The sequence below is a fragment of the Dyadobacter sp. CY343 genome (assembly GCF_021390335.1).
Classification (GTDB): domain Bacteria; phylum Bacteroidota; class Bacteroidia; order Cytophagales; family Spirosomataceae; genus Dyadobacter.
Genome location: NZ_JAJUXK010000004.1, coordinates 109,398 through 132,830 on the forward strand (window position 1 = coordinate 109,398; position 23,433 = coordinate 132,830).

Annotated in this window: 24 protein-coding genes; 10 read left to right on the forward strand and 14 right to left on the reverse strand. The window is 47.5% G+C overall.

Going from position 1 to position 23,433, the window contains the following annotated elements; translation table 11 throughout:
* Window positions 1-85 precede the first annotated feature (85 nt).
* Entirely contained in the window at window positions 86-589 is a 504-nt protein-coding gene (locus LZG94_RS12290; RefSeq protein ID WP_233792188.1) for a PPC domain-containing DNA-binding protein, read from the forward strand.
* A gap of 12 nt (window positions 590-601) precedes the next feature.
* On the opposite strand, the gene LZG94_RS12295 is transcribed toward LZG94_RS12290, so the two are convergent.
* Window positions 602-3,376 carry a DUF6797 domain-containing protein gene (locus LZG94_RS12295; protein WP_233792189.1) on the reverse strand — a complete coding sequence of 925 codons (2,775 nt, stop codon included), beginning with the start codon at window positions 3,374-3,376 and terminating at the stop codon, window positions 602-604.
* A 96-nt stretch (window positions 3,377-3,472) separates the two neighbouring features.
* Here LZG94_RS12295 and LZG94_RS12300 point away from each other — a divergent pair, with 96 nt between their 5' ends.
* Together LZG94_RS12300 and LZG94_RS12305 are read left to right on the forward strand one after the other, a co-directional pair.
* Complete coding sequence (locus tag LZG94_RS12300; protein WP_233792190.1) at window positions 3,473-4,771, forward strand: NCS2 family permease; 1,299 nt, start codon at window positions 3,473-3,475, stop codon at window positions 4,769-4,771.
* 8 nt (window positions 4,772-4,779) lie between these two features.
* Window positions 4,780-5,586 (forward strand): 5'-methylthioadenosine/adenosylhomocysteine nucleosidase, encoded by an 807-nt coding sequence (locus LZG94_RS12305; protein ID WP_233792191.1) that lies wholly within the window; start codon window positions 4,780-4,782, stop codon window positions 5,584-5,586.
* Window positions 5,587-5,658: 72 nt separating this feature from the next.
* On the opposite strand, the gene LZG94_RS12310 is transcribed toward LZG94_RS12305, so the two are convergent.
* The 4 genes from LZG94_RS12310 to porV form a co-directional block, all read right to left on the reverse strand.
* Window positions 5,659-6,036: a hypothetical protein gene (locus tag LZG94_RS12310; protein WP_233792192.1), complete on the reverse strand. Its 378-nt coding sequence runs from the start codon at window positions 6,034-6,036 to the stop codon at window positions 5,659-5,661.
* A 61-nt stretch (window positions 6,037-6,097) separates the two neighbouring features.
* Window positions 6,098-6,427 (reverse strand): hypothetical protein, encoded by a 330-nt coding sequence (locus LZG94_RS12315; protein ID WP_233792193.1) that lies wholly within the window; start codon window positions 6,425-6,427, stop codon window positions 6,098-6,100.
* 14 nt (window positions 6,428-6,441) lie between these two features.
* Window positions 6,442-7,101 carry an START domain-containing protein gene (locus LZG94_RS12320; RefSeq protein ID WP_233792194.1) on the reverse strand — a complete coding sequence of 220 codons (660 nt, stop codon included), beginning with the start codon at window positions 7,099-7,101 and terminating at the stop codon, window positions 6,442-6,444.
* 189 nt (window positions 7,102-7,290) lie between these two features.
* The gene (porV, locus tag LZG94_RS12325) at window positions 7,291-8,385 is read right to left on the reverse strand and encodes a type IX secretion system outer membrane channel protein PorV (protein ID WP_233792195.1); all 1,095 of its coding nucleotides are present in this window, start codon (window positions 8,383-8,385) and stop codon (window positions 7,291-7,293) included.
* 170 nt (window positions 8,386-8,555) lie between these two features.
* Here porV and LZG94_RS12330 point away from each other — a divergent pair, with 170 nt between their 5' ends.
* The 3 genes from LZG94_RS12330 to LZG94_RS12340 all read left to right on the forward strand — a co-directional run bounded on the left by LZG94_RS12330 (window position 8,556) and on the right by LZG94_RS12340 (window position 11,402).
* Window positions 8,556-10,160 (forward strand): ATP-binding protein, encoded by a 1,605-nt coding sequence (locus tag LZG94_RS12330; RefSeq protein WP_233792196.1) that lies wholly within the window; start codon window positions 8,556-8,558, stop codon window positions 10,158-10,160.
* Window positions 10,153-10,572, forward strand: coding sequence for a response regulator (locus tag LZG94_RS12335; RefSeq protein ID WP_233792197.1), 420 nt, complete (start codon window positions 10,153-10,155; stop codon window positions 10,570-10,572). Before LZG94_RS12330 ends, LZG94_RS12335 begins: the two co-directional genes overlap by 8 nt.
* A gap of 182 nt (window positions 10,573-10,754) precedes the next feature.
* Window positions 10,755-11,402 (forward strand): 2'-5' RNA ligase family protein, encoded by a 648-nt coding sequence (locus tag LZG94_RS12340; RefSeq protein WP_233792198.1) that lies wholly within the window; start codon window positions 10,755-10,757, stop codon window positions 11,400-11,402.
* A 14-nt stretch (window positions 11,403-11,416) separates the two neighbouring features.
* On the opposite strand, the gene LZG94_RS12345 is transcribed toward LZG94_RS12340, so the two are convergent.
* From LZG94_RS12345 to LZG94_RS12360, 4 genes are all read right to left on the reverse strand, one after another.
* Entirely contained in the window at window positions 11,417-12,187 is a 771-nt protein-coding gene (locus LZG94_RS12345) for an Fpg/Nei family DNA glycosylase (protein ID WP_233792199.1), read from the reverse strand.
* Window positions 12,188-12,293: 106 nt separating this feature from the next.
* The gene (locus LZG94_RS12350; RefSeq protein WP_233792200.1) at window positions 12,294-13,421 is read right to left on the reverse strand and encodes a hypothetical protein; all 1,128 of its coding nucleotides are present in this window, start codon (window positions 13,419-13,421) and stop codon (window positions 12,294-12,296) included.
* Window positions 13,422-13,435: 14 nt separating this feature from the next.
* The gene (locus LZG94_RS12355) at window positions 13,436-13,741 is read right to left on the reverse strand and encodes a hypothetical protein (RefSeq protein ID WP_233792201.1); all 306 of its coding nucleotides are present in this window, start codon (window positions 13,739-13,741) and stop codon (window positions 13,436-13,438) included.
* Between the two features lie 107 nt (window positions 13,742-13,848).
* Window positions 13,849-15,207: an MATE family efflux transporter gene (locus LZG94_RS12360; protein WP_233792202.1), complete on the reverse strand. Its 1,359-nt coding sequence runs from the start codon at window positions 15,205-15,207 to the stop codon at window positions 13,849-13,851.
* A gap of 254 nt (window positions 15,208-15,461) precedes the next feature.
* Here LZG94_RS12360 and LZG94_RS12365 point away from each other — a divergent pair, with 254 nt between their 5' ends.
* The 3 genes from LZG94_RS12365 to LZG94_RS12375 all read left to right on the forward strand — a co-directional run bounded on the left by LZG94_RS12365 (window position 15,462) and on the right by LZG94_RS12375 (window position 18,828).
* Window positions 15,462-17,207, forward strand: coding sequence for a gamma-glutamyltransferase family protein (locus tag LZG94_RS12365; RefSeq protein ID WP_233793111.1), 1,746 nt, complete (start codon window positions 15,462-15,464; stop codon window positions 17,205-17,207).
* Window positions 17,208-17,241: 34 nt separating this feature from the next.
* Window positions 17,242-17,640, forward strand: a complete 399-nt coding sequence (locus LZG94_RS12370; RefSeq protein WP_233792203.1) for an OsmC family protein — start codon at window positions 17,242-17,244, stop codon at window positions 17,638-17,640.
* 120 nt (window positions 17,641-17,760) lie between these two features.
* A complete protein-coding gene (locus LZG94_RS12375; protein ID WP_233792204.1) occupies window positions 17,761-18,828 on the forward strand; it encodes a hypothetical protein in 1,068 nt (355 codons plus the stop codon).
* A gap of 4 nt (window positions 18,829-18,832) precedes the next feature.
* Here the strand turns inward: LZG94_RS12375 and mtgA are convergent, their stop codons facing one another.
* Window positions 18,833-19,531: a monofunctional biosynthetic peptidoglycan transglycosylase gene (gene mtgA, locus LZG94_RS12380; protein WP_310589866.1), complete on the reverse strand. Its 699-nt coding sequence runs from the start codon at window positions 19,529-19,531 to the stop codon at window positions 18,833-18,835.
* 115 nt (window positions 19,532-19,646) lie between these two features.
* On the opposite strand from mtgA, the gene LZG94_RS12385 reads away from it, so the two are divergent.
* The gene (locus tag LZG94_RS12385; protein ID WP_233792206.1) at window positions 19,647-20,930 is read left to right on the forward strand and encodes a DUF2851 family protein; all 1,284 of its coding nucleotides are present in this window, start codon (window positions 19,647-19,649) and stop codon (window positions 20,928-20,930) included.
* Here LZG94_RS12385 and LZG94_RS12390 read toward each other — a convergent pair.
* The 4 genes from LZG94_RS12390 to LZG94_RS12405 all read right to left on the reverse strand — a co-directional run bounded on the left by LZG94_RS12390 (window position 20,927) and on the right by LZG94_RS12405 (window position 23,326).
* Window positions 20,927-21,124, reverse strand: coding sequence for a hypothetical protein (locus LZG94_RS12390; protein ID WP_149641352.1), 198 nt, complete (start codon window positions 21,122-21,124; stop codon window positions 20,927-20,929). The two genes, LZG94_RS12385 and LZG94_RS12390, sit on opposite strands and share 4 nt — an antisense overlap.
* A 72-nt stretch (window positions 21,125-21,196) precedes the next feature.
* The gene (locus tag LZG94_RS12395) at window positions 21,197-22,612 is read right to left on the reverse strand and encodes a CCA tRNA nucleotidyltransferase (protein ID WP_233792207.1); all 1,416 of its coding nucleotides are present in this window, start codon (window positions 22,610-22,612) and stop codon (window positions 21,197-21,199) included.
* A gap of 48 nt (window positions 22,613-22,660) precedes the next feature.
* Window positions 22,661-23,026: a type II toxin-antitoxin system HigA family antitoxin gene (locus LZG94_RS12400; RefSeq protein WP_233792208.1), complete on the reverse strand. Its 366-nt coding sequence runs from the start codon at window positions 23,024-23,026 to the stop codon at window positions 22,661-22,663.
* A gap of 60 nt (window positions 23,027-23,086) precedes the next feature.
* Complete coding sequence (locus LZG94_RS12405) at window positions 23,087-23,326, reverse strand: type II toxin-antitoxin system HigB family toxin (RefSeq protein WP_233792209.1); 240 nt, start codon at window positions 23,324-23,326, stop codon at window positions 23,087-23,089.
* Between the last annotated feature and the right edge of the window lie 107 nt (window positions 23,327-23,433).

Genomic DNA, 23,433 nt, shown 5'->3' on the forward strand with positions numbered 1-23,433 from the left:
TCAGACGTTTTCTAACCGCCTGTTTTTTTGTGCCTTGCAGCAGGCATGGTTGTTTTTCACTCTCAAAAAACAAAAACTTCCCGCTATGCATATTTTCCACCTGCTTCCTTTTGCGTTGCTTTTGTCCACTATCCAGCTTTCGGCCCAGAGCAAAAGTGATAGCATTCCGAAATATGTGAAGGTACCGGCTGGCTTTGTAATGGTGTTGCGCCAGGGCGATGATGTATTTAAGGAAATTGAAAACCTGGCTACTAAAGAGCAGATACCTTCCGCCAACTTTACTGGAATGGGTTTCGTGAGCGCCAAATTCGGGTTCTTCAATTTTAAAACAAAAGAGTACGATCCTAAGGATTTCAAGGATGTGGAGCTGGCTTCGATGCAGGGTTCTATTGCGTGGCAAAATGGTAAACCTTCTCTGCACTGCCACGGCGTGGTGACGGGGAAAGATTTCAAAGCCTACGGCGGACATTTACTGGAAGCAACCGTGGGAACAGGCTCCGTCGAGATTATGATCACCGTTCATGACAAGCAATTCCAGCGGCTCATGGAAGAGCCGCCGGGCGCCAATGTATTGAATATCAAAGAATAAAAGCCAGCCGGGTTATTTTTTTAGCGCTTTAATATACAGGATCACGGACTCTATGTCAGTATCCGTCAAAACGCCTACGAACGAGGGCATTTCCTCATTATACCCTTTTACAATCCTTTTTGAAGGTTCTAGGATCGATTCCCTGAGGTATTTTTCGTCGGCAACGACCTTGGTGCCGTCGTCAAATATCCGCTCGGATTTGTATAGATTTTTGAAGGGCGGGCCGTACATCCCGTCGGTTTTGGTACCGGGCGAGTGACAGCCGGCGCAGGCCATTTTCTGAAATATCTCCTGGCCTTTTTCGGCGGAGGCTATTTCCGTTTTCGCAGGCTGCGTCGCTATCTCAGCTTTTTTCGAAGTCAGCAATGCCAAATCCACATGCTCGAAACCATACTTTTTCAAATCCATATCGTCTGAGCTATTCACGGTAAAGTAAAAATGGTCGTTCATTTTCCGGCCGTCTTTTGCATTCAGCTTATACCCTACTTCCATTTGCATTACTTCCTTCATATCCGGAACGAGCAGCAATATTTTTTTTCCATCCGCCGAAAGATAAGACCCGGCAACCGGCAGTAGCTCCTCACCCGTACTACCATCAAGCTTAAAGTGGCCCGAACCGTACTCTTCGGTTCTCTTATAGTTATATCTTTTTATGTCAAAATTCGCAGCATTCAGTGCAGAAGTCTTATCTATTTCTGAATCAAAACCAATGATAATACCTTGGTTACCAGCGTGAAACTGATTTGGCAGATAACTTGGCTTGCCGGTATAACGAAGCCGAATTAACGAACTGATACCGACCGATGCAGATCCCCAAAGATTAAAACCGGTCACATACAATTGTTCATCCACCGGATTCAATGCACCTTTCGAAGTAGGCGCCGGGTAATTGGCATTGATGTAGGAAACGCCGCCCTGTAAAATCCTGGAAGTACTGTCAATCAACACGCGGAAAAGCCCGGGCGTACCAAATGAAAAGTGGATCAGACTACCATTCAGCGGCCCCATTTTGTTACCTGTAACCCAGGCCTGGCCCAGGCTTGACCGGTCGACGCTGTGAGGGATCCAGGTTAGCGGAGGGGCGATCTCGGGATTATCAGTGCGGTGCGCAGTCGGGGTAACACCGTAATAGTCCCCTTTTTTGATCACGTAAATGGGCGTCGACGGCACAAAGTTACCTTGCTGATCAGTTGCTGTCAAAACGCCTGTTTTCGAATTATAACCCAGATACGGGCCGCGTAAACCCGTCGCGATCACCTCGGATTTTCTTCCGTCAGCAGTTATTTTCAGGATCGTACCATTCTGATCCGAGCCCGTGCGGAATCCTTTTCCAGAGGTTGCAGCCGTCATTCCCGGGCCGTTGCTCAGGCTTCCGCCTTTGGCCACATAAAAACTTCCGTCGGGCGTGTACACCAGGTCCGCCGCCCACTCCCGCGACTCTGCGGATTGCGACATTACATTTGAAAAATTCTCGTAATAGTCTGCATTCCCGTCGTTGTTCAGATCGTGCAGTTTTACGATTCCGTTTCTGTCAAATACATATATAAAATCTTTCACCACCTCAATGCTCAACGGTTCGTGCAAGCCCGACGCGAACCTTCTCCACTTGATATTTTGCAAATTCTTGTCGATACCCTCAACAGTCCACACATCCCCTTCAAACGTCACCACCGCAGCCCGGCCGTCGGGAAAGAATGCGATATCTGCTACCCTCACGTTTCGTTTCCAGGGGTTATTCAAGGGCAAGGTCAGCTGGTCGGTAACAAATGCAGCGGTATCCGGAGATAGCTTTCCTGCCGTAGTAATTGTTTCTTTCCACGCAGCAGGGCCACCTTTTTCAAAATCAGGTAGCTGCTCGGGGCGCAAACGCGCCGCTTTTTCGAATGCTTTCAACAATTTCGCCGGCCCTTTCCACATCACAATAATGCCTAGTGATTGCTTGGCAGCCGGAGGGAATTTAACCGTGACATATTTATTCTCATTGATTTCTAGCGACCAGCCTACCTTGCCGGCAATTGAAATGGCTGTCACACTATCTTTATTTGCACCCTGGTAGATATACGCAGTCTTCCCTTTCACCTCGCCGGTAGAACCGTTACTGACTTCCGCAGCTATCATATAAAGCTCTTTCTCAACACTTTCAACCCGCAGCTTCCGACGAAACACCGTTTGGTCCCCAAACTTGAAACTGCCCGGTAACTCGTAGATCTTCGAATTCCCAACCGTGTAATGCAAAATGGCTTCTGAGCCTACCACGTACGATCCGTTCCACCGCGCCTGGTCCGCCGGCAGTGCTTTCCAGGTTGGCTCGTTTTCCTGCTTTCCATTCCTGAAAAGTGGCTTTCCAATAGTCCAGCCGGCATAATTGCCCGTCGCGATCTTGGGTTCGCCCGTCAGCCTGGCAATAGCGTTATTCTTATTAAAGAAGTTTTTGTAAGATATCTGCGCCATTAAAACCATAGGCAAAAAATTACCTGTCCACGCCACCGACCACCGCAACTGATCGGTATCAAAGCACACATACGCACTGTCGCCCAGCTGCAATGCAAGCGTGCGCGCCGCCTGGTTATCAGTCGGGAAACCCGCGCCGATCTTCCGGGCATCGACGGAAGTAGAGATATATGGAAAACTCGGCTCTACGAAAGCGGCCAGTTTGGACGAATCGGGCTGATCGGAGGCAATATGCTGGTATTTGGTATAACTGGTAAGCAAGACAGTCGCGAGGGACAACACCACAACAGAAACAACTCCCCACTTCCTGACCTGATTTTTAACAAACTGAGACATGTAAGAACGAATTAAAAGATCTAGTCCAAAAGTCGGCGGGTACCTAAACCTCCTCATTCGATATAAATCAATATATTTGAAATAAACCGCACTCCTATGTTTTCTTTTTCCCGGCTAAGAAAAGATCATACGTCTGTTTCCACCGAAATCCTCGCCGGACTTTCCTCCTTCCTGGCCACCGCTTACATTATCGTTGTCAACCCGTCGATACTCAGCCAGACGGGCATGCCGTTTTCAGCGGTTTTAACGGCTACGATCCTGGTATCGTTTTTCAGTTCGATGATGATGGGGCTGTACGCCAATAACCCGATCCTCGTCGCGCCGGGAATGGGCCTTAATGCATTTTTTACTTTCACGGCGGTGTTTACGTACAAACTCACCTGGCAGGTCGCATTGGGCACTGTTTTCTGGTCGGGGATATTCTTTTTACTGCTCTCAATATTTAATGTAAGGTCCTATATTGTAAAAGCGATCCCAAAGCCGCTCCGGTATGCAATCGCCTCAGGGATAGGTATTTTCATTACATTAATAGGGTTTTCAAATGCAAAATTCATCGTCGCAAGTCCGGCTACGATGGTTAGCCTGGGTAACCTCAATGCATCCACACTCACTTTCATTGCCGGCCTGCTACTCACAGTGGTTCCATTAATAAGAAATGTAAAAGGAAGCATTCTGATAGGTATCGTGCTCACCAGCCTCCTCGCCTGGCCGATCGGACGCTGGTGGGGAGGTACTGAAACGGTGATCACAATCACTAACCTGGTAGCCCCGCCGGATTTCAGTTTATTGTTTCAGCTCGATCTGGTCAACTCGCTGAAATGGAGCCTGGCGCCCGTTATCCTCGCATTTGTGTTTACGGATATGTTCGACAGCCTGTCCACATTTGTCGGTCTGGCGGAAGCTTCAAACCTACTTGACGAAAACGGCGAGCCGCGCAATATCAGGAAATCGCTGATCGTAGATGCATTTTCAACCACCGTCGCCGGACTTACCGGCAGCAGCCCGGGTACAGCTTATATTGAATCTGCGGTAGGCATTGAGCAAGGCGGAAGAACGGGCCTTACAGCTATTACGGGCGCGATTTTATTTCTGCCATTTCTATTTTTATCGCCATTATTAAGCGCGATCCCGGCTATTGCTACGGCGCCGGCATTGGTTTTAGTTGGGGTTTTTATGATGAAACCGGTTGTGAAAATTAACTGGAACGAGCTGCACGAAGCTTTTCCCGCATTTCTCGCGATGGTACTGATCCCATTTACTTACTCCATTACCCAGGGTATTATCTGGGGATTTCTCAGCTGGACAGCCCTGCACATTTTAACGGGCCGCGCCAGAGAAATTACATTAGCATTGATAATCATCGACTTATTCGCGGTACTCGCGTTAATTTTTTAAATCTCTTCATGAAAAAAGTATTACTGCTCCTGGTTTTTTGTTTTGTTCAAATTCAGTCGAATGCGCAGGAAATAATTGGAATACTCGGGGCTTTTCCGCCTGAGTTGAAGCTTTTGAGGGCAAATATGGTCAATCCGAAAGATACCGTGATCCGCTCTGTCGGGTTTATAACCGGTGAATTGAAAGGCCGGAAAGTGGTGGTCGCGCAAACCGGTGTGGGCAAAGTGAATGCGGCGATCACCACTACGATCATGCTCGACCATTTCCGCCCCCGCCAGATCATTTTTTCCGGCATTGCAGGTGCCGTGAACCAGGCATTGCGCCCGGGTGACATTGTGATCGGTACGGAGATCGCTTACCACGATTTCGGCGCATTGACCGATGATAAAATGGATTATTGGGCAACTAAAAATCCCCTCACCGACCAGCCCAATCCTACGCATTTCAAATGTGATCCCGCGCTGGTACAAAAAGCAATTAAGGTTTCGAAAGGTCTAAAATTTAATCAGATAGCAGGAAAATCAGGAACCCGCGTGCCGGCGGTGAGCGAAGGTATTATCGTTACAGGTGATGTTTTTGTTTCCTCCAAAAAAACAGCTGAGCGGCTGCGGAAAGATTTGAATGCGGCCGCTACCGAAATGGAAGGCGCGGCCATCGCGCAGACTTGTTTTCAACAAAATGTGCCTTTCCTGATCATTCGGAGCATGAGCGACAATGCCGACGACCACGCGGCCGAGGATATGGGCAACTTTTATGATATCGCAGCAGCCAATGCAGCCACGCTGGTTATGGCAGTAGTGGAGGCAAAAAACTAGTTCAGCATATTCAACAAAAAAAATCCCTGTACCAGACAGGGATTTCGCTCATATACTGCTTCAAAACCGACCTTAGTCTTGCTTTGGAGTGGATTTTGGTGTTTTGCTTTTGCTACCACCTGCATTACCCGACTGGTTAGTGGCTTCGTTTTGGTTGCCCGGCAATTTGGTTTTGCCTGTTGCATCTCCGTTACTTTTTCCACCTGGTTCACTGCGCTTGCCTGCGCCGGTCGCGCGGCCCGCCTGAGTTGCTGTCGCGGGGCCTCCCTGGTTCTCTTTTCCTCTTCCGTCAGTGGTCCTGCGTTCGCCCTGGATACTTCCGGCAGAGTTACTTGCGGTATCGCCGGTAGCTTTTTGTTTAGGGTTGGTTGATTGAGTTGTAGACTGTGCAAATGCGGCTCCGGTCGCGGTCAGAAGAAACATTGCTATTGATAAGATTGCAGTTTTCATGATTTGTAGCTGGTTTTAGCTGTTGAAAAACGCATTCTGCTAAATAACTATTCCAGCAACATCATTCCAGCACGATTCCGCTGGGCGCTTCGCCCTTTTTCGAACTGTCGGGGTATTGCAATTTTAGCTTTTTTCCCTGTTCGTCCGCCTCTTCCAGCAACTCGAATGTGCGCCGCTCGCCGACCATTAATAATGCCTGAAAAAGAATACCGGCATACGCACTTTCCTTAGTACCCGGCCCTTTTTCCTTTGCAAGATCATTGTAGTGACCAAAAAGTTCTTTCCCTTTTCCCATGGTGAATGTTTGCTTGTTCCTTTCAAAACCGTCTAAAATTGCGTGCCTTTTGTGCCTTTGTAGCCGCGGCGCGCATCTTACATCTGTGGAAAGCATTGAAAGCGGGCTAGTTACTTATAGGCTCCGGCAGATTTAGCTGCGGCATTTGCATTCCTCTTTTCCCGCCTGGAACGGATTTCTCCCTGCATATTCAGGAATGTTTCAACCGGTGCCTGCCGGGCAAAGTGATTGACAACGTGGGCCGGGATCAGCCCGCCGGGATCTGTACGCAAGGTATATTCGAGCTTCACCTTTCGCTCGCCCGCTGGTACGATCTTCCACACACTTTGCGAATGATTTACCCTCACCAGCCCTTTTTTTGGCGCAACTTCACCCGCGACAGCCGGCGAGTTAACGGTGACTATTTTAGTGACAGGGTCTTGTGTGATCTTCAAATGTGTCACGAAATCACGGTTATCAAGCGGCCAGGGCAGACTTACTTCAGTATAATAATAGAGTTCCTGCTCCGAGATCTTTTTCAGCAAAACGCAGGCTTTGGCGTGACACATCCATTTGGTAGTAGCCGGAATATCAACCAACAGATCTAATATTTCCTCCACCGTAGCCTCCATCACATATTCGGCTTTTAATGCTTTGATCCGGGAATCGGGAACCGTTTTGCTGTATACTTTAACACCATCTTTCTCAGTAGCGACGACCCAGTCTGGCTGAGCCGCCGCGAAAGCAGCAGGGAATAATATCCCGATTAAGATGACAATTATTTTTTTCATGGCTACACAAAAATTGTCACTCGAAACGCCTCATAGCCAGTCATTTCTTCCAGATCGTCGGATATGCTGTATTAGTTGCAGCATTTCGCATCTGAACTGAAATGACGCAGCCCGAAACTTAGACGTATAGTGTTATACGCAAATCCCGACTGCCTGACTTTGTTTGCTGAGTGACAATTCAGATAGCCTTTACCCTTTTTTTCCGCTCAAATAAAATGATAGTGTGGCATGGTAAGTATTACTAAGCGGGCTCCCACTTACGGTTGGAAAAATGTACGCGAAATCCGCCTGGAATTTTTTCAGAATCCTCGCACCGGCACCGGCTGTGACGAATCTCGCATTTTCTTTCCGCTTATCCTGATGGTAATAACCAGCCCGCAATGCAATCGCGTTGTTATACCAATATTCTGCTCCCATTCCGATTTTGATTTCCTGCATTTCCTCCTTAAAACCGCCCGGCGCGTCAGAAAATGATCGGAAAATGGCGTCAAAATAGGTACCTGAATAGGGAACTCCGTTCACATTGGGAGTTGGTACGAGCAGCTTGCTCAGATCAGCAATAACGTTTATCCTATGCCGGCCAGTCGCCGTGTAAGATATCCCGCCTCCTACCCTGAGTTTGGTAGGTAAATAAGATTCCATACCGCCACCGTAATCGACCTTTTCACCAATATTTGACACCACAGCTCCCAGCGACCAGATGAAATCTTCTCCCGTAGATTCACTTTTAATCTGTTTCCGGTAATAGGCACTGATATCTGCAGCTGCCGTGCGTCCCGGCTCAAGGGGAGTTCCCAAAATGACAGCCTGTCCCAAGTCAGACGAAATGTATTTTAGTGTGAGTCCCATAAAAAAGTTACGCCCAAGCTGTCTGGAATACATGGCGCTCAAAGCCAGATCCTGCCCATTGCTAGAAATACCGAAGGGCGCATTTGTACCATAATCAAAATACTGAACTGACGCGGCAACCGCTTGTTTTTCACCCAGTTTCTTGTAGGCACTTGCGTAGCCCAGCCACATTCCGTCCGTCAGGCTTCGCAGCCAGGGCGTGTAGGAAACGGAGGCCCCAAAATCCTCTTGGGCAGCGGCCAGTTTCGAGGAATTGATATAGGTCGCATTGGCGTCAGGGCTCGATGCGGCGCCTGCATTACCCATCGCGCCAGTTCGGGCATCGGGGTTGATTTCCAGCATTGCCGGCATTCCGACAGGTATGCCGACGGACTGTGCGACGGCCGGTGCACAGCTCAACAAGAAAAAACTCAGGGGCAGGATTTTTCCGTTCATAGCAAACAGATTAAGTTGAAGGTTTTAGAACAATCGGTTACAATGCAATCAACGCCGCCATATCTTACTTAGTATGAGAATATTCCGGGTTTTATTAAAACCGCAAATTGATCTTTCTTAACAAAATACTATCTTACAGCCTCGATACACCCGTCCTCTAAAAAGTTCTCTTGAAACCTGATAGCACGCAACACGTTGCAGATCAACTTGCAAATATTGCATTATGTAAAACGCCCTTACCCCCGATTAATGCGGCTGCACCGCTATCAGATCAGATCTCCACTTTTTTTTCAAGTGTTTCCAACACAAGCGATTTTCCGGCAAGGTGGTACTGCGGCAGCTGGTCGGACTTTCACGGCTGGCTCTACATCCTTTCCGATATCGGGATCGGCGCAGCCTATTTTACGATTCCCGTATTGCTTCTCGTCGTTATCCGCCGACGCAATGACTCCCCTTTCCAAAGGATCTTTCTGCTTTTTATAGCTTTTATCCTTCTCTGTGGGCTAACCCATTTAATCGACGCCACGATATTCTGGTGGCCGGCTTACCGGCTGAGCGCACTGCTCAGATTGGCAACCGCAATTGTATCGATCGTCACAGTTTTTGCATTATACAAAATGCTGCCGCTGATCAGCAGCCTCCGATCTGTACGCGACCTCGAATGCGAGATCGTAAAGCGAAAGGAAGTGGAGGAAAAGCTGGCTGCCAGTGAGTTCCTGCTGTCGGAGGCGGGGCGGATCAGCGAGGTGGGCGGCTGGGAAACGGATCTTATTACGAAGGTAAGAACCTGGTCTAAAACGGTGTATGACATATTGGAACTTCCCGACGACTATCCGCTTAACCAACTAAGTTTATACAGCCACGTTCAGGAACCGTACAAGAAAATCGCAGAAGCAGCGGTGACAGCGGCTATCGAAACAGGGCGGGAGTGGGATGAAGAACTGGTAGCCACTACGCTGACAGGAAAATCAGTGTGGGTAAGATCCACGGGCCGGCCGCTGTTTGACGAAAATGGCAAGGTGACGAAGCTGCGCGGGATTTTTATGAATATTGATCGTTACAAGAATGCCGAGCTTGCATTGAACAAATCGCTCGAACTCACTACTCAGAATAATGTGCAGTTGAAGAATTTCACGCATATCCTATCCCATAATATCAGGAATCACGCTACCAATATGGTACTGCTTTCCACACTCGTGGACCCGGAGAAGCTCGACGAGGAGAATGCATTGCTTTTTGAGAAAATGAAGGATGTTTCAAATGGGCTGAATTCCACGCTGGAAGATCTTTCCAAAGCGATCAAGATCAAGGAAAGTGTGGTACAATCCGAACTGATCGACCTGAAAACAATCACCGAGAAAGTGCTGGGTATTTTCCATACGGATCTGAATATGAATAATGCGGTGGTTGATATTTATTTTGAGGAAACGGTTGTGTCATTTCCAAGAGTTTACCTCGAAAGCATTATCACTAACCTGGTATCCAATGCGATCAAATACCGGAAACCGGACAGCCCGCTTCATATCCAGCTGAAATGTTACCAGGATCAGGATGAAAAAACGGTACTGGAATGCCGCGACAACGGGCTGGGAATCGATCTGGCGCTGCACGGTAAAAAGATGTTCGGACTTTACAAAACCTTTCACAACCGCAGTGACGCGCACGGAGTAGGTTTATTTTTGGTAAAAACGCAGATTGAATCCCAGGGCGGGAAAATTGAAGTGGAAAGTGAGCCGGGTGTAGGATCAGCTTTTAAAATAATATTTAATGGATAAAGTAACTAACCTCTGGGTAGTGGACGACGACGAGATTTACCGTTTTGCCGTCAACATCATCATCGGCAGGTCGGCGATCGCGGAACAAACCAACTACTTCAATAACGGGCAGCTCGCGATCGACGCTTTCAATGAAAACCTGGGTACTCCCGACAAACTTCCCGACCTGATCCTGCTCGATCTGAACATGCCCGTTCTCGACGGCTGGCAGTTTCTCGACGCTGTTGGTAAGCTGCTTCCGACGGTTCAAAAGAAGGTGCATATCTTTATCGTAAGCTCCTCAAATGACGAAGAAGACTTTGCCCGGGCGCAGTCGCTCAGCGAAGTACAGGACCTGATCGTCAAACCACTGACACCCAAAGTGCTGACTGAAATATTGGCCCGTATCCAGACTGGCCCGGTTATCTATTAAGATTTTTTTCTCTGAAATATAAAGCTATAAAGTGCTCTGACGCAGTGTATTCGCTACTTCTGCGTTCTAAATCTGTTGTTGCTTAAATAATTATGATATTTTTACGATCATTTATTTGATACTTATTATATCATTGCTATTTTTGTAGTGTTACTAATCATTGACATTCAACAGACTACAAGATGAAAAGTATTCACATCAACAACAATCATCCCAGTACCTTAACCAGTATCCGCAATCACATGCTGGAATACCTTCTGATCTTCTCTTGCGACGAGGTGACGAAGGCACATATAACGAGTGTAAAAGAGTTTTTTGAGCGGCGTTACGGTTGTAAGTTCGCTTCCAACCTGACTCCGCACATGGCTTTAATGCAATGCATTATCCATGAAAGTAAAGTGGACCGGGTTATTCAGGGATGCAAAAAAGTGGCAGAAACCTCCGCTCCGTTTAAAATGGAACTCAATGGTTTTGATAAATATGACCGCGGTACCATGTATGTAGACGTAGCTGCGCCTGCTTCAGGGAAAATACTGGAAATCGTAAAAAACCTGAAAACAGATATTGATAAACATATTCAGCAGTGGTCGCCGGCAGAGCACGAATACTGCACAGACCCGCATTATACGATCGCGCGTAATATGACTGAAAAGCAGCTTGACCAGGCATGGTTTGAGTGGAGGTACCAGCAATTTTCGGCCAGCTTTCAGGTCAATGAAATGCAGCTGCTTAGGAGGTCACTCGTAAAAGGTGATAAATTCCAGATCGTGGAGCGTTTTCCTTTGAAAGGACTGCCAAGCGCACAGTTTGTTCAGGCTGCGTTATTTTAATGCATGAAAGCAGATCAATACTTGATCTGCTCGTCGGTATAGTAAGTTTTTCTGCTGCCTACCGTCGCATTTTTGATCTCACCGCCGGTCGGGCTGGTTTTCCGTTTGTGATTATGTACCACCATAAAATCGCGGATTTCGCCTGTGATGATATCCGGATTTGACTTCCTGATCTTTTCAATAGAATCGTTGACAACGCTTTTTATTGCTTTTGCAAGCTTGTGGACTTCTTTTGCAGGAATTTGATTGGCGACGGACTCGGGATGGATTTTTGCTTCCCAAAGGATTTCATCTGCGTATGCATTACCAATACCGCCGATGATCTTGGGATCACAAATTACTGTCTTCACAGGCGACCTGCGTTTTTTTAATTGTGCTTCCAGCCATTCAGGTGTCATTTCACCGGAAAGTGCATCTACAACCAGATTCTCCTTCGGATTGAGTGAGATCTTGGCTGCTTTCTGATAATCAGACAACACCAGTGGCTCGGTACCTTCAAACACAAAAGCAGCGACAAATGCTTTGGGCAAAGTTTCAGGCGTACTGAGCTGACCGTGTAACATCAAATGCATGGAAACAACCTGATCGTCACCGAAATTGAAATATAGTTCCTTGGCTTTCCGGTCGACGCTTTTCAGTTTTTTACCGGAAAGTGCTTTTTCAAAATCCTTTTCGGAAGCTTCGATCTTGGCGCCGGAACCGACTTCCACTTTTTGGAGCTTCTTATTTTTGAAGCGTTTTTCAAGGTTTGTCTTAAAGATTTCGAGGTCGACTATTTCCGGCATGTTTTTTGCAGTTTTTGTATGATGATCAATCAAAAATAATGATTCCAGTCTATGCTCTGTTGGTTGTGCGATATATAATTCTCACTTGAAACTAAGCTAAACATTTTCAATTTTTTACGAGAAATGGTTTCGTGACGAAAAGGCCGAAATAGACTTTTTGAGATTTCAGATCGACCATATCTTTGAAGAAACTATCATTAAACCGGCTGGTGTAACCAATTTTTATCCCGGCCTGCAATCCGTTGAAATTACCGTCTTCCCGCTTCGTGAGAAAATATACCGGAATATCGAGATTAAGCTTTTCACTTTTGACAATCCAGGTTACGCTCGGATTAAGTCCGAGTACCGGTATTCTATCCCTGGTTATCATTTGTCGGAGCTCGGCTTTGATCCGCGAGTCGATACTTTTTGCCGGCGCTCCATATGTGACCTCCGAGCTGAATGCGTGACCATTGCTCCCGACCGGAAACGAATAGTCGAGCACGTCGCTTCCGCTTGCATAGTTGACGATCAGGCTGTACGAAAAAGAATAATAGGTATAAAGATTTTCGAATTTGGAAAATGCAAGATTAAAATTTTTCCCAACGCGGGTCGCGGCGGAAGGCCTTACAGCAAGCGAATCGGTGATGTAGTCGAATCCGACGCGACTGGCGCTGAACCTGGCTGTGAATATCCACGGCGTTTCAAAAGCATCGAGATTGATCGCGCCGGCTTCAATCAATTCCTTTTTGTCGGCCTCGTCCATATCCAGAAATGTTACATCGCTGGCCGGATCGATTTTCTTTCGCTCACGCACTTTCTGTTTCACCTCGATAAATTTCCGCAAGTCAGTGATCGGCAGCTTCGTCGGAATAAGTGTGCGTCCGATGGTCCGCTGCCAGGCGACCGAAAATGTGGTCCCGGTGGTGATGCCTTCCAAATCCAGAAAAGTAGCGGATCCGGGTTTTTCAGAAAATGATTGTGAAAGACCAATATTAAAAAGGCTTTCACCCGCATTGACAGAAAATTTGGCCTCGGCTTGTGTGTCGGAAAAAAGTGAAGTCAGACTAATGCTGGGCAGATTGCTCACTGTACCTGCATTGGCAACATTATTATTGGATTGTAGCTTTTCGTTCAGGTTTTTTCTGGCGATAACTGTCTCCTGATTCGAACAATCTTCCGTGTTCTGCGCGTGGCTTTCCCGGCCCATTAATATGCCCGCAATCAGGAAAATTTGTAAAAATCGATTTTTCATATCCTGCATCTGAGTTAGCTGACCTGAAATTCCCCTCCGCTAAAATCCGTATCTCCGCCTTTCAAGGTCCTGGGCCCGACTCCCGTCCCGGGCACTGCCACGCCGTTGCTCGTCATCCGAATATAATACCGGGTTAAATTGTCCTTTCCGTTCACCTGCCACTGGTATTCGTGCCTGCCTGCTTCAAGGATCATCGTTTTCGAATCGATGGAATCCCTTGCGCTGATAATCTGGTTACCGTCAAGAAAAAAGGTGAGCGTACCGTGCTCCACCAGTGTGCTGACGTGAAAATTTGATGAAAGTGTCTTGAATTGTGCCATCGCTGAGCTGGATAATTGGTTAGAAAATCGCCGGATTATTTCCTGGATAATCAATAGCAATATAATGAAATCCTCAGCTACATTCTGGAACGGGCAACCAGGAAATGCTATGAAATTTCGGCAGGTTTTACAAATCCTTTTCCGGTGGATAAACAATATCCACCTATCAATAGCAAAGACACAATTTCGGCTACGCCTCTCGCGAGCCAGACTCCATTTAAACCTAAAAAATAAGGCAAAATCCAGGCGAACAAAGCGACCAGCAAGCCTCCTTTCAACACATTCATGATAATGGAAACAGTGGTCTGGCCGGTGCTTTGCAAATAGGCGGAAAGGACATAATTTGGGCCGGCAGCTAGAAAAAGGGTGAAATACCACCCAATACCGTTAGTCGCTATTTCTCCGAATTCCTTTGTTTCCTTCCCGGAAAACAGGGTGACCAGCGGCTGCGGAAATGCAAAACCGGCTGCGGCGACGGCGATACCAAGAAGGAATGTAAACAGCAGGGCAAAAAGAAAGACTTCCCGCGCCCGGCTTAACTTCTGCGCACCGAGATTGAAGGAAATAATAGGAAGGCAGGCGATCATGGCGGCAGTAAAAAACCTCAGGAATATAAAGCTGATGTAATTGATCATTCCGAAAGCAGCAACTGCCAGCGCACCGTGCGCCACAACCCGCCGGTTAATGATCAGCAAGCCAGTAGAAAAAGCAATTTCCGACGCAAACGAAGGTACCCCCAGACGCAGCAACTCCCGCCATTCCTGCAACTGTAAAGTGAAGCGGAAGCGTCGAAAATTCACATACCCTTTTCCTTTTCGAATATGAAAAAACAGGAAAAGGGTTCCCGAGAAAATGGCCAGCGTTGTAGCTATCGACGCGCCGGTTACGCCAAAAGAAAACACTACAATTAAGAGCAGATCGAGGACTATATTCACAAAAACCGCGAGTAACGAGGCATTCCGGGCAGTTTTCGGGTTACCGTCATTGCTCACAAAATTGCTCCAAAACATGCGTATAAAGAAAAACGGTAGTCCCACGAGCTGCCACAGCATGTAGTCTGAGGTGCTTTGCGCAATCTGTTCATTTTCAGCACCAGCAAGGAAATCGGCTATGGGCCTTACGACGAATGGGGCGGACAAAGCGATAATAGCGCCGAATAGCAAACCGAGCGTGGTGGCAAACCTGAATATCTTCCCCACCTTCGGATAATCGGCCGCGCCGATATTTTTACTGATCATGATCCCGCCGCCGACCATAATCGGTAAGGTGAGCGCGATAAAAACGAGCAATACCGATCCGTACAACCCGACAGCCGCCAAACCTTCCTTACCCACTTGCCTGCCGAGGATAATACCATTGATCACCTGATGCGCTGTAACTGAAAGAATGCTGATCAGCGCCGGAGCGTAATATTTGAAGAACAGTGGTTTGACGGGCGCTTCTGCGAGAGGGTTCTGATCTTTCATAGCCGCGAAATACTGCAAAAAGCGGCTAGTACCAAGCCGGTTACCAAAGAAATTTGAGATTTCAGCGAAAACTTTAATCTAAATTTTCACGACTTTTACTATATACAGTTTAATCAAACCGCGGGATCCCATTGAAAATAAAACTTCTATTCTCGGCCCTATTGATCACTACCTCGTCTTTCCTTGCGTGGAGCCAGTCTTTTAACAATTTCCCCGTGACAACCCAAAAACCGCCGCTACATGGGAAACATTGGATGGGGATTACCGGAAAGCCACTGGCCGCGACTGCCGGCGCGATGATTTTTAGTAAAGGCGGGAATGCAGTCGACGCTTCCTGCGCTATGCTGGCTGCAACCTGCACGATGTGGGATGTACTGAGCTGGGGCGGCGAAACGCAGGCTTTGATCTACAATCCAAAAACAAAAAAGGTGATTGCGATCAACGCGATGGGCGTGGCTCCGACCGGCGCGACGGCTGATTTTTACAAAAAGAAAGGAATGAAATACCCGCCGGAATACGGTCCGCTGGCCGCGACTACGCCGGGAACGCCGGGCGGATTGATGACGATATTGGCAGAATACGGGACTATGAGCCTGAAAGAAGTTTTGGCGCCGGCTATGCAAATGGCGGAGGGTTATCCGATCGAGGCGCAAACTGCGAATGCGATTGAGCGCGATAAAGCTGAGATCAAAAAATGGCCCTATTCAACCAAAATCTTCCTGCCGCATTTGGGGCAGCCAAGAGAAGCGCCTGACGCCGGGGAGATTTTTGTGCAAAAAGATCTGCTGGCGACGCTGCAAAAGCTGGTAGACACGGAGCAGCAGGCACTCAAAAAACGGAAGACTAGAAAAGAGGCGATATATGCAGCTTATGACCGGTTTTATAAAGGGGATATTGCCAAAGAAATCGCCAGAGGTACCCAGGAACAAGGCGGGCTGATCACCGAACAGGATCTCGCGACCTGGAAAGTGAAGATCGAAGAGCCGCTAATGACGAATTATAAGGGTATTGATGTGTATAAAATGCAGCAATGGACGCAGGGGCCGGTGATGTTGCAGGCACTCAATATGCTTGAAAACTTTGATCTGAAAGGGATGGGCTATAATTCGTCAAAATATGTGCATACCCTGTACCAGGTAATGAACCTCGCTTTCGCCGACCGTGACTTTTACTATGGCGACCCGGCATTTGCGCCCGAAGAGCCGATGAAAGGGTTACTGTCGAAAGAATATGCGAAGGAGCGGATCAAGCAAATTGACCTGGAAAAGAATGACGCAAAAGTGCTTCCGGGTGATCCCTACCCCTTCGAGGGCAAGAAAAATCCGTACGCCGACCAGCTTAAAACGTGGGGTAATTTTCATGCGGTACTAGATCAAAACCAAAACGGACCCAGCGAGCAATTTATGAAGGAATTTACGGCGGGTACCACTTCGGTGGAGGCGGCTGACGAAGAGGGTTGGGTGGTGAGCATTACGCCGAGCGGCGGCTGGGTGCCGGCTTGTATTGCCGGAAATACGGGCGTAGGGCTGAGCCAGCGGATGCAATCTTTCGTGCTCGACGCCCGTGAAAATCCTTTCAATGTGGTGGAACCGGGCAAAAGGCCGCGTGTTACGCTCACGCCAAGTCTCGCGTTAAAAGACGGAAAGCCGTTTCTTTCATTTGCCAAGCAAGCGGGCGACGAGCAGGATCAGCTTCTGCTGCAATTCTTTTTGAATATGGTTGACTTTGGTATGACTGTGCAGGAAGCTACGGAAGCGCCAAGTTTTAAAACGCTGCAAATGTACGGCAGCTTCGGGGCGCACGAAAAGATTCCGGGCGGACTGATATTGAACGAATCGATGCCCGACTGGACCAGGAAAGAGCTATCCAAAATGGGTTACAAACTCTCCTACCAGCCCAGGACCAGCGGCCCGATCAATGCAATTTACTTTGACTGGCAACACGGCAGCTTCTGGGGCGGGTCCAGCAACCATGGGGAAGATTATGGATTTGGCTGGTAGACTCCGCAGTAAACAGCATTCTAACAGGATTTTTATGAAAATATCTGCCCGCATTCAAAGTGAATTCAATCAACACTCGGTTCTCCTTGAAACTAATGGATCTGCCAAATCCATTCAGATTGCGCCAAAGCCGACAGGTTATGGCTCCTCGGTTAACGGCGGGGAATTGCTTCTACTCGCATTAGCAACGTGTTTTTGCAACGATATTTATCGTGAGGCGGCCAAAATGAACATCATAGTAACCGGCGTGGAGGTGGATTGTACCGCCGAATTCGGCGCGGACGGACAGCCTGGAGACAACTTTCAATACGCCGCAAAAGTAACTTCGGACGCATCCAAAGCGGCAATCGATGATTTGATCAGGCACACCAATGAGGTTGCAGAGATACATAATACACTCAGAAAAGGCGCGAAAGTTACCCTGGTTCAGTGAGCGATCAGAAAAGTAATGTTGCGCGGCGCCTGGGTGAAATGGAAGAAAATTGCTTAGTTTGAGGTTTCTTGGTAATCTCAACGCTTCGAGGGACCGTAACCCGGCCCTTATCTCAACGGTATGCAAAAATTGTTACGCTTCGTATTGTCACTGTTTTTATGCGGCATAACTGCTCATTTATTCGCCCAGTCTGAAACAGAAAAGCTCGATTTACCAGGAGATAATCTCAATTTATACGCCGTAATGAAGCTTTTTCAGGAATCCAAAACCCTGGAAGCTTTCGAAAGAAGCCTGAATGCCCAACAGGCGGGAATCAACAATCTCGACCTGAACGGGGACGAAGGTACCGACTACATTCGCGTGTCTGACAAGGTAAGTGGGGATATTCACACCATCACATTAAAAACGGCTGTCAGCGAAAATGAGGACCAGAACATAGCCGTTTTTTTCATTGAAAAGAAAAGCGACGGCAAAGTGCTGATCCAGCTGGTCGGCGACGAAGACTTGTATGGCAAGGATTATATTCTGGAACCAAACAATACGGAAACTGCGAATCCGGGCTATACAGGCTTAGAAACGGTTAAATCGGCGCAGAGCAATCCTGTGTCGGTAGCCACCTGGCCGATGGTGCGTTACGTTTTCTCTCCTGGTTACTCAGCATGGAACTCACCGTGGCGCTGGCGGTATTATCCTTCTTACTGGAAACCCTGGCGGCCGCGGTACTGGCATTCGTACTATGGTTACCATTATCACTTGCACAAATCGTACAATGCCCGCTACCGGAAATGGAAATATTTCCGGAACCCGGCCTGGTACGGGCAGTATTACAGCGCAAATTTTCGGTCGAGATCGATTATTGTACGCACGAAATCCAATCGAGGAGACTACAAAACGACTTATTCACGACCAGCAACGGCGGGTGAAGGTTCTGCATTATTTGTCAAAAGAAACCCAAAATCGCGATCGGTCAGCTACCGCGTTCCTGCATTCGACAAAAATGGAAGGCCGGTTATTGTGAAACAGGTGGAACCTGCCAGGCCCGCAAAAAAGCCGGTCAAGCGAAAGAAGCCCGGGCACTCCCGCAAAAAACCTGCTTCAACCAAAGGTTTGACCAAACCTTCCTCCCGCGAATCGGTCAAACCGGCCACGCCAGCTTCCTCGCGCGAGCCGAAAAAAGAGATTAGATAGCGGCTTACAAATTGTTAAGATACTTGCGCCCGCCCAGGTATTTCATTTGCCGTACGATCTGGCCGGTGCGCTTATTGACGTAGCCTGAGGGGTTTTTAATAGAAAAACGGATCGGATTGGGAAGTACCGCCGCAATGCGCGCCGCTTCATATCTCGTGAGATTTTGCGCCGATTTCTTGTAATAGCGCTGTGAAGCCGCCTCCACGCCGAAAGTCATTTCTCCCATTTCGGCCACATTTAAATATACTTCGAGAATGCGTTCCTTATCCCAGATCAGCTCGATCAAAACCGTAAAATAGGCTTCCAAACCTTTCCGGATATAGCTCCTGCCGTGCCACAAAAAGATATTTTTAGCAACCTGCTGGGAAATGGTACTTGCTCCGCGCGCGCGCTTCCGCTTTTCAGTTACAGCATTATAAATCTGGTCAAAATCAAAACCCCAGTGCCTTGGAAAGTTCTGGTCCTCCGAAGCAATTACTGCCAAAGCCACTTCTTTCGAAATATTCTCGTAGGGTTCCCAGTCGTGAAAAAGCTCAGTTTCCTTGTCTTCCCTGAAAGCTTCAATTTTTCTGGAAAGCATATACGGAGTTACCCAAACTGGTAAGAACCTGAGAATGACCACCCAAATAATTGAAATTCCGAAAAACAGGAGCAGTAACCTTAAAACAATAAATCGCAGACGGCGCACAAAAGAACTTTTCACTTCAACAATACGATACCAAAGGACGAAAACAGCGTACAAAGAACAGAAACTAATCAGGTTTAGACAAAGAAATCAAAACCAATATTTAGCAAATCACACGTATCTGTCCCTTGTTATGATGAATGAAGAGATTCTGAGTTTCGTTTGGCGTTTCCAGTATTTTGAAAGCACAAATCTTGTCACAGACGAGCAAAAGCGCATTTCCGTAGTCCGTACCGGCCATAGAAACAACAACGCCGGCCCCGATTTCCTGGAAGCCGCGGTGGTAATCGACGATGTGCATTGGTATGGAAGCATTGAAATCCATGTGCGCTCCTCTGATTGGTTTGTCCACACGCACGACTCCGACCCGGCTTATGAAAGCGTGATCCTGCATTTGGTTTGGGAAAATGACAAGCCGGTAATGCGGCAGGACGGGACACTGGTACCAACTTTGGCGCTCAAAGGATCAGTGAAAAATTCCATTATGGAGAGATATGCGCTGTTGCAGGATATGGGCGATACGATCCCGTGTGCGGGTATGTTCTCTGAAATCCACGAGATTCATAAGTACGCGATGCTCGACCGCGTGTTGCTGGAAAGGCTGGACAGAAAAGCTGTGGCCGTGATGGAATTGTTAGAAAAAAACCGCAATGATTGGGAAGAAACAGCTTATCAGTGGCTGGGAATGCATTTCGGATTCAAATTGAATGATCCCGCATTTCTCAGGTTAACTCAGATTGTGCCTTTGAAAGTTATCCAAAAACACCGCGACCGGCTGCTGGACGTTGAGGCTATTCTTTTTGGTTCTGCTGGTCTTATTCCTGAAAAATCCGAAGACATTTATGTGCGGTCGCTGCAAAATGAGTTCCGTTTTTTCAGTACCAAATACAAGCTGGCCGACAAAGTAATGCAGCCGCACGAATGGAAATTCGCAAAACTGCGGCCGGCCGGCTTTCCTACGATCCGGCTGGCGCAGCTGGCGCGACTGCTCAGCATAGAGGGCAACCTGTTCTCGACTATTATTTCGGTGAATTCATTTGAAAAAATGGAGGACCTGTTCCAGCTCAGACAATCGGACTATTGGATCCGACATTATGTTTTCGATAAAAAGGCGGCGACACCCGTGCCTTTCATGGGAAAAGATGCCGGCTCTTTGCTGACTATCAATGGTATTATTCCGGTACTGGTCGCCTTTGCCCGACAGCGCCAGCAACCCGAACTGCTCGATAAGGCGATTGACTGGCTTTCGCAGCTTCCTTCGGAGAACAACCGGATCACCAGAGAGTGGGCGACGCTGGGAATGCGGGTGAAAACATCTGCCGATTCCCAGGCGCTGATAGAATGGTATAATAACTATTGTTTGCCCAAAAAGTGCCTTGATTGCACGGTAGGCGCAGGTTTGGTAAGATCAAATTAGCCTTTGACCAGGTTGACCCCCGTGAGCAGAAATACGGTACCTACTAAAAAAGGCACGATCGATTCCCATTTGGAAACCGTCAGCCCAAGTACTGGTTTATCAGAAAGAAATGCGATGCAGGCGAAAAGCAGAACTGAAATGCCGAGAATCGTCAAAAGCGCGCCAAAAAAACGCTTGAACGGAGTATTTTCCATTGAATTGGTGAAGAGAAGATGTTTTTGGTAAAGTTATAAATATGCGCCTTATGCTATAAAATATGTGCCGGGTCACTGCACAGAAAAACCCATTTTTTTACCCTCTTCCACCATAAAAGCAAAAGCAGCTTCATATTCATTGGGTATCGTGCCTTCGAGAATCGCCTCGCGGATGATTTCTTTGATAATCCCGACTTCTTTCGCAGGTTTCAACCCGAAAGTCTGCATGATCATTTCACCGGTGATCACTGGCTGGAAATTGCGCAGCTTGTCACGCTCTTCCAGGTCTTTCAGCTTCTGTTCAACGAGATCGAAGTTACTGATGTATTTTTTAACCTTTTCGGGGTTTTTGGAGGTGATATCCGCCCGGCAAAGTTTCATCAGCGCCTCAATGTCCTCGCCGGCTTCCACGAGCAAGCGCCGCATTGCAGAGTCTGTAATATCTTCCTTCGACAAAACGATCGGTCTTAAATGCAGCCGCACGAGCTTTTTCACAAAGCGCATTTTTTCATTCAGCGGCAATTTCATCCGCCTGAAAATGACTGGTACCATTCGCGCGCCCACTTCTTCGTGATTATGAAATGACCAGCCTATCTTTTTGTCAAACTTCTTGGTAGCCGGCTTGGCAATATCGTGCAGGATCGCCGCCCAGCGGAGCCAGAGGTCGTCGGTGGTGTGGGACACATTATCGAGGACTTGCAAAGTGTGGTAAAAATTGTCCTTATGTCCCTTTCCCTCAATGTTTTCCACGCCTTGCAGCTCAATCATTTCAGGAAAAATGATAGCCAGTAAGCCGGAATGAAATAGCAGTTTGAAACCGTAGGAAGGCGTTTTGGAAAGAATTATTTTGTTCAATTCGTCTGAGATCCGCTCCGCAGAAACAATGGAAATACGGTCCTTCATTTTGACGATCGCATCGAAAGTATCCGCTTCAATATCAAAGTTGAGCTGACTGGCGAAACGGATCGCCCGCATCATTCGCAGCGGATCGTCGGAGAAAGTGATTTCAGGCCCCAGTGGGGTTCGTATGATCTTCTTTTTAAGGTCTTTAACACCATCAAACGGATCGATCAACTCGCCGAAGCTTTCCTTTTTAAGACTGATCCCCATTGCGTTAATGGTGAAATCGCGCCTGTTCTGATCGTCCGCCAGCGTCCCGTCTTCTACTGCCGGCTTGCGCGAATCGGCGCGATAAGATTCTTTTCTGGCGCCTACAAACTCGATTTCCAAATCACCCTGCCGGATCTGGGCTGTTCCGAAACTTTTGTAAATGCTGACAAAAACATCCGGCCCAAGCTGACTGGCGACAAGCTCGGCCAGTTCAATGCCGCTTCCGATGGAAACGATGTCAATATCCTTGCTATTCCTTTTGAGTATCAGGTCCCTTACAAACCCACCGATCACGTATGCCTCTACATCCAGCTCAGCCGCAGCCTTCGCCACCATCTCCAATATCGGGTAGCCGGATAATTGCTCTTTGAAATTCATGCGGCAAAGGTAATATTTTCTCGTTTTGCCCGCGCCCGTGCAGCAAGTTTAGCGGGACAATTGATAATCGGCGATCAGGCTATTGACGGATACATGCAGCAGCACCGAAAGATTTCTGATCATTTCAACTGTCAACTTACGCTTCTTGTTTAATATTTCCGACACCCGGCTTTTTCCCCCAACCGCCTCCGCAAGATCAATCTGCTTCAACTGCATCTCTTCCATCCGGATCTTTATCGTTTCAATAGGATCAGGTTCGCCGATTGGATAATGTTCGTCTTCATAAGCCCCTACGAGCAACGCAAGTACGTCACACTCATCACTTTCCGGAGTGCCGGCAGTTGCATTAAAAAGTTCTCCAAGCCGCTTCAACGCAGTTCGGTATTCATCTTCTGTCTTAATTAGTTTAAGCATATTTCAAATCGTATTTGCATTAATCCTGTCGTATTCGTTGTGCGTGCCAATGAAACGGATTTAAACGAGCTGTTTACTAAAATTAAAATGTGCTACCAGCCTGTTAGAATTACCCTTGATATTGAATACAATCCTCCCGTTTTTCAAAATACTGGCAGTTCCGAAAGTAACTTTAATTTCAGCCGGCGACTTAAAATCGTTCTTCAAAATTGTGTCAAACCAGATTTTCAAGTATTGCTCCGTTTCGGGATGGATTTGCCAATACTGGACCAACGTACTCTTAGCAAAAATTCTTTTCATGAATGTGCATAGTCAAAAATAACAAAAGTTCCCAAATCGAGAACTCTGTTTAGACGTCTGCTTCCATAAAAAGTCACATTAAATTTTCACCCCTCCGAATTCACCAT

Coding starts and splice junctions, on each gene's coding strand:
- LZG94_RS12290 (WP_233792188.1), top strand. CDS start 86: ATGCATATTTTCCACCTGCTTCCTTTTGCGTTGCTTTTGTCCACTATC.
- LZG94_RS12295 (WP_233792189.1), bottom strand. CDS start 3,376: ATGTCTCAGTTTGTTAAAAATCAGGTCAGGAAGTGGGGAGTTGTTTCT.
- LZG94_RS12300 (WP_233792190.1), top strand. CDS start 3,473: ATGTTTTCTTTTTCCCGGCTAAGAAAAGATCATACGTCTGTTTCCACC.
- LZG94_RS12305 (WP_233792191.1), top strand. CDS start 4,780: ATGAAAAAAGTATTACTGCTCCTGGTTTTTTGTTTTGTTCAAATTCAG.
- LZG94_RS12310 (WP_233792192.1), bottom strand. CDS start 6,036: ATGAAAACTGCAATCTTATCAATAGCAATGTTTCTTCTGACCGCGACC.
- LZG94_RS12315 (WP_233792193.1), bottom strand. CDS start 6,427: ATGCTTTCCACAGATGTAAGATGCGCGCCGCGGCTACAAAGGCACAAA.
- LZG94_RS12320 (WP_233792194.1), bottom strand. CDS start 7,101: ATGAAAAAAATAATTGTCATCTTAATCGGGATATTATTCCCTGCTGCT.
- porV (WP_233792195.1), bottom strand. CDS start 8,385: ATGAACGGAAAAATCCTGCCCCTGAGTTTTTTCTTGTTGAGCTGTGCA.
- LZG94_RS12335 (WP_233792197.1), top strand. CDS start 10,153: ATGGATAAAGTAACTAACCTCTGGGTAGTGGACGACGACGAGATTTAC.
- LZG94_RS12340 (WP_233792198.1), top strand. CDS start 10,755: ATGAAAAGTATTCACATCAACAACAATCATCCCAGTACCTTAACCAGT.
- LZG94_RS12345 (WP_233792199.1), bottom strand. CDS start 12,187: ATGCCGGAAATAGTCGACCTCGAAATCTTTAAGACAAACCTTGAAAAA.
- LZG94_RS12350 (WP_233792200.1), bottom strand. CDS start 13,421: ATGAAAAATCGATTTTTACAAATTTTCCTGATTGCGGGCATATTAATG.
- LZG94_RS12355 (WP_233792201.1), bottom strand. CDS start 13,741: ATGGCACAATTCAAGACACTTTCATCAAATTTTCACGTCAGCACACTG.
- LZG94_RS12360 (WP_233792202.1), bottom strand. CDS start 15,207: ATGAAAGATCAGAACCCTCTCGCAGAAGCGCCCGTCAAACCACTGTTC.
- LZG94_RS12365 (WP_233793111.1), top strand. CDS start 15,462: ATGGGGATTACCGGAAAGCCACTGGCCGCGACTGCCGGCGCGATGATT.
- LZG94_RS12370 (WP_233792203.1), top strand. CDS start 17,242: ATGAAAATATCTGCCCGCATTCAAAGTGAATTCAATCAACACTCGGTT.
- LZG94_RS12375 (WP_233792204.1), top strand. CDS start 17,761: ATGCAAAAATTGTTACGCTTCGTATTGTCACTGTTTTTATGCGGCATA.
- LZG94_RS12385 (WP_233792206.1), top strand. CDS start 19,647: ATGATGAATGAAGAGATTCTGAGTTTCGTTTGGCGTTTCCAGTATTTT.
- LZG94_RS12390 (WP_149641352.1), bottom strand. CDS start 21,124: ATGGAAAATACTCCGTTCAAGCGTTTTTTTGGCGCGCTTTTGACGATT.
- LZG94_RS12395 (WP_233792207.1), bottom strand. CDS start 22,612: ATGAATTTCAAAGAGCAATTATCCGGCTACCCGATATTGGAGATGGTG.
- LZG94_RS12400 (WP_233792208.1), bottom strand. CDS start 23,026: ATGCTTAAACTAATTAAGACAGAAGATGAATACCGAACTGCGTTGAAG.
- LZG94_RS12405 (WP_233792209.1), bottom strand. CDS start 23,326: ATGAAAAGAATTTTTGCTAAGAGTACGTTGGTCCAGTATTGGCAAATC.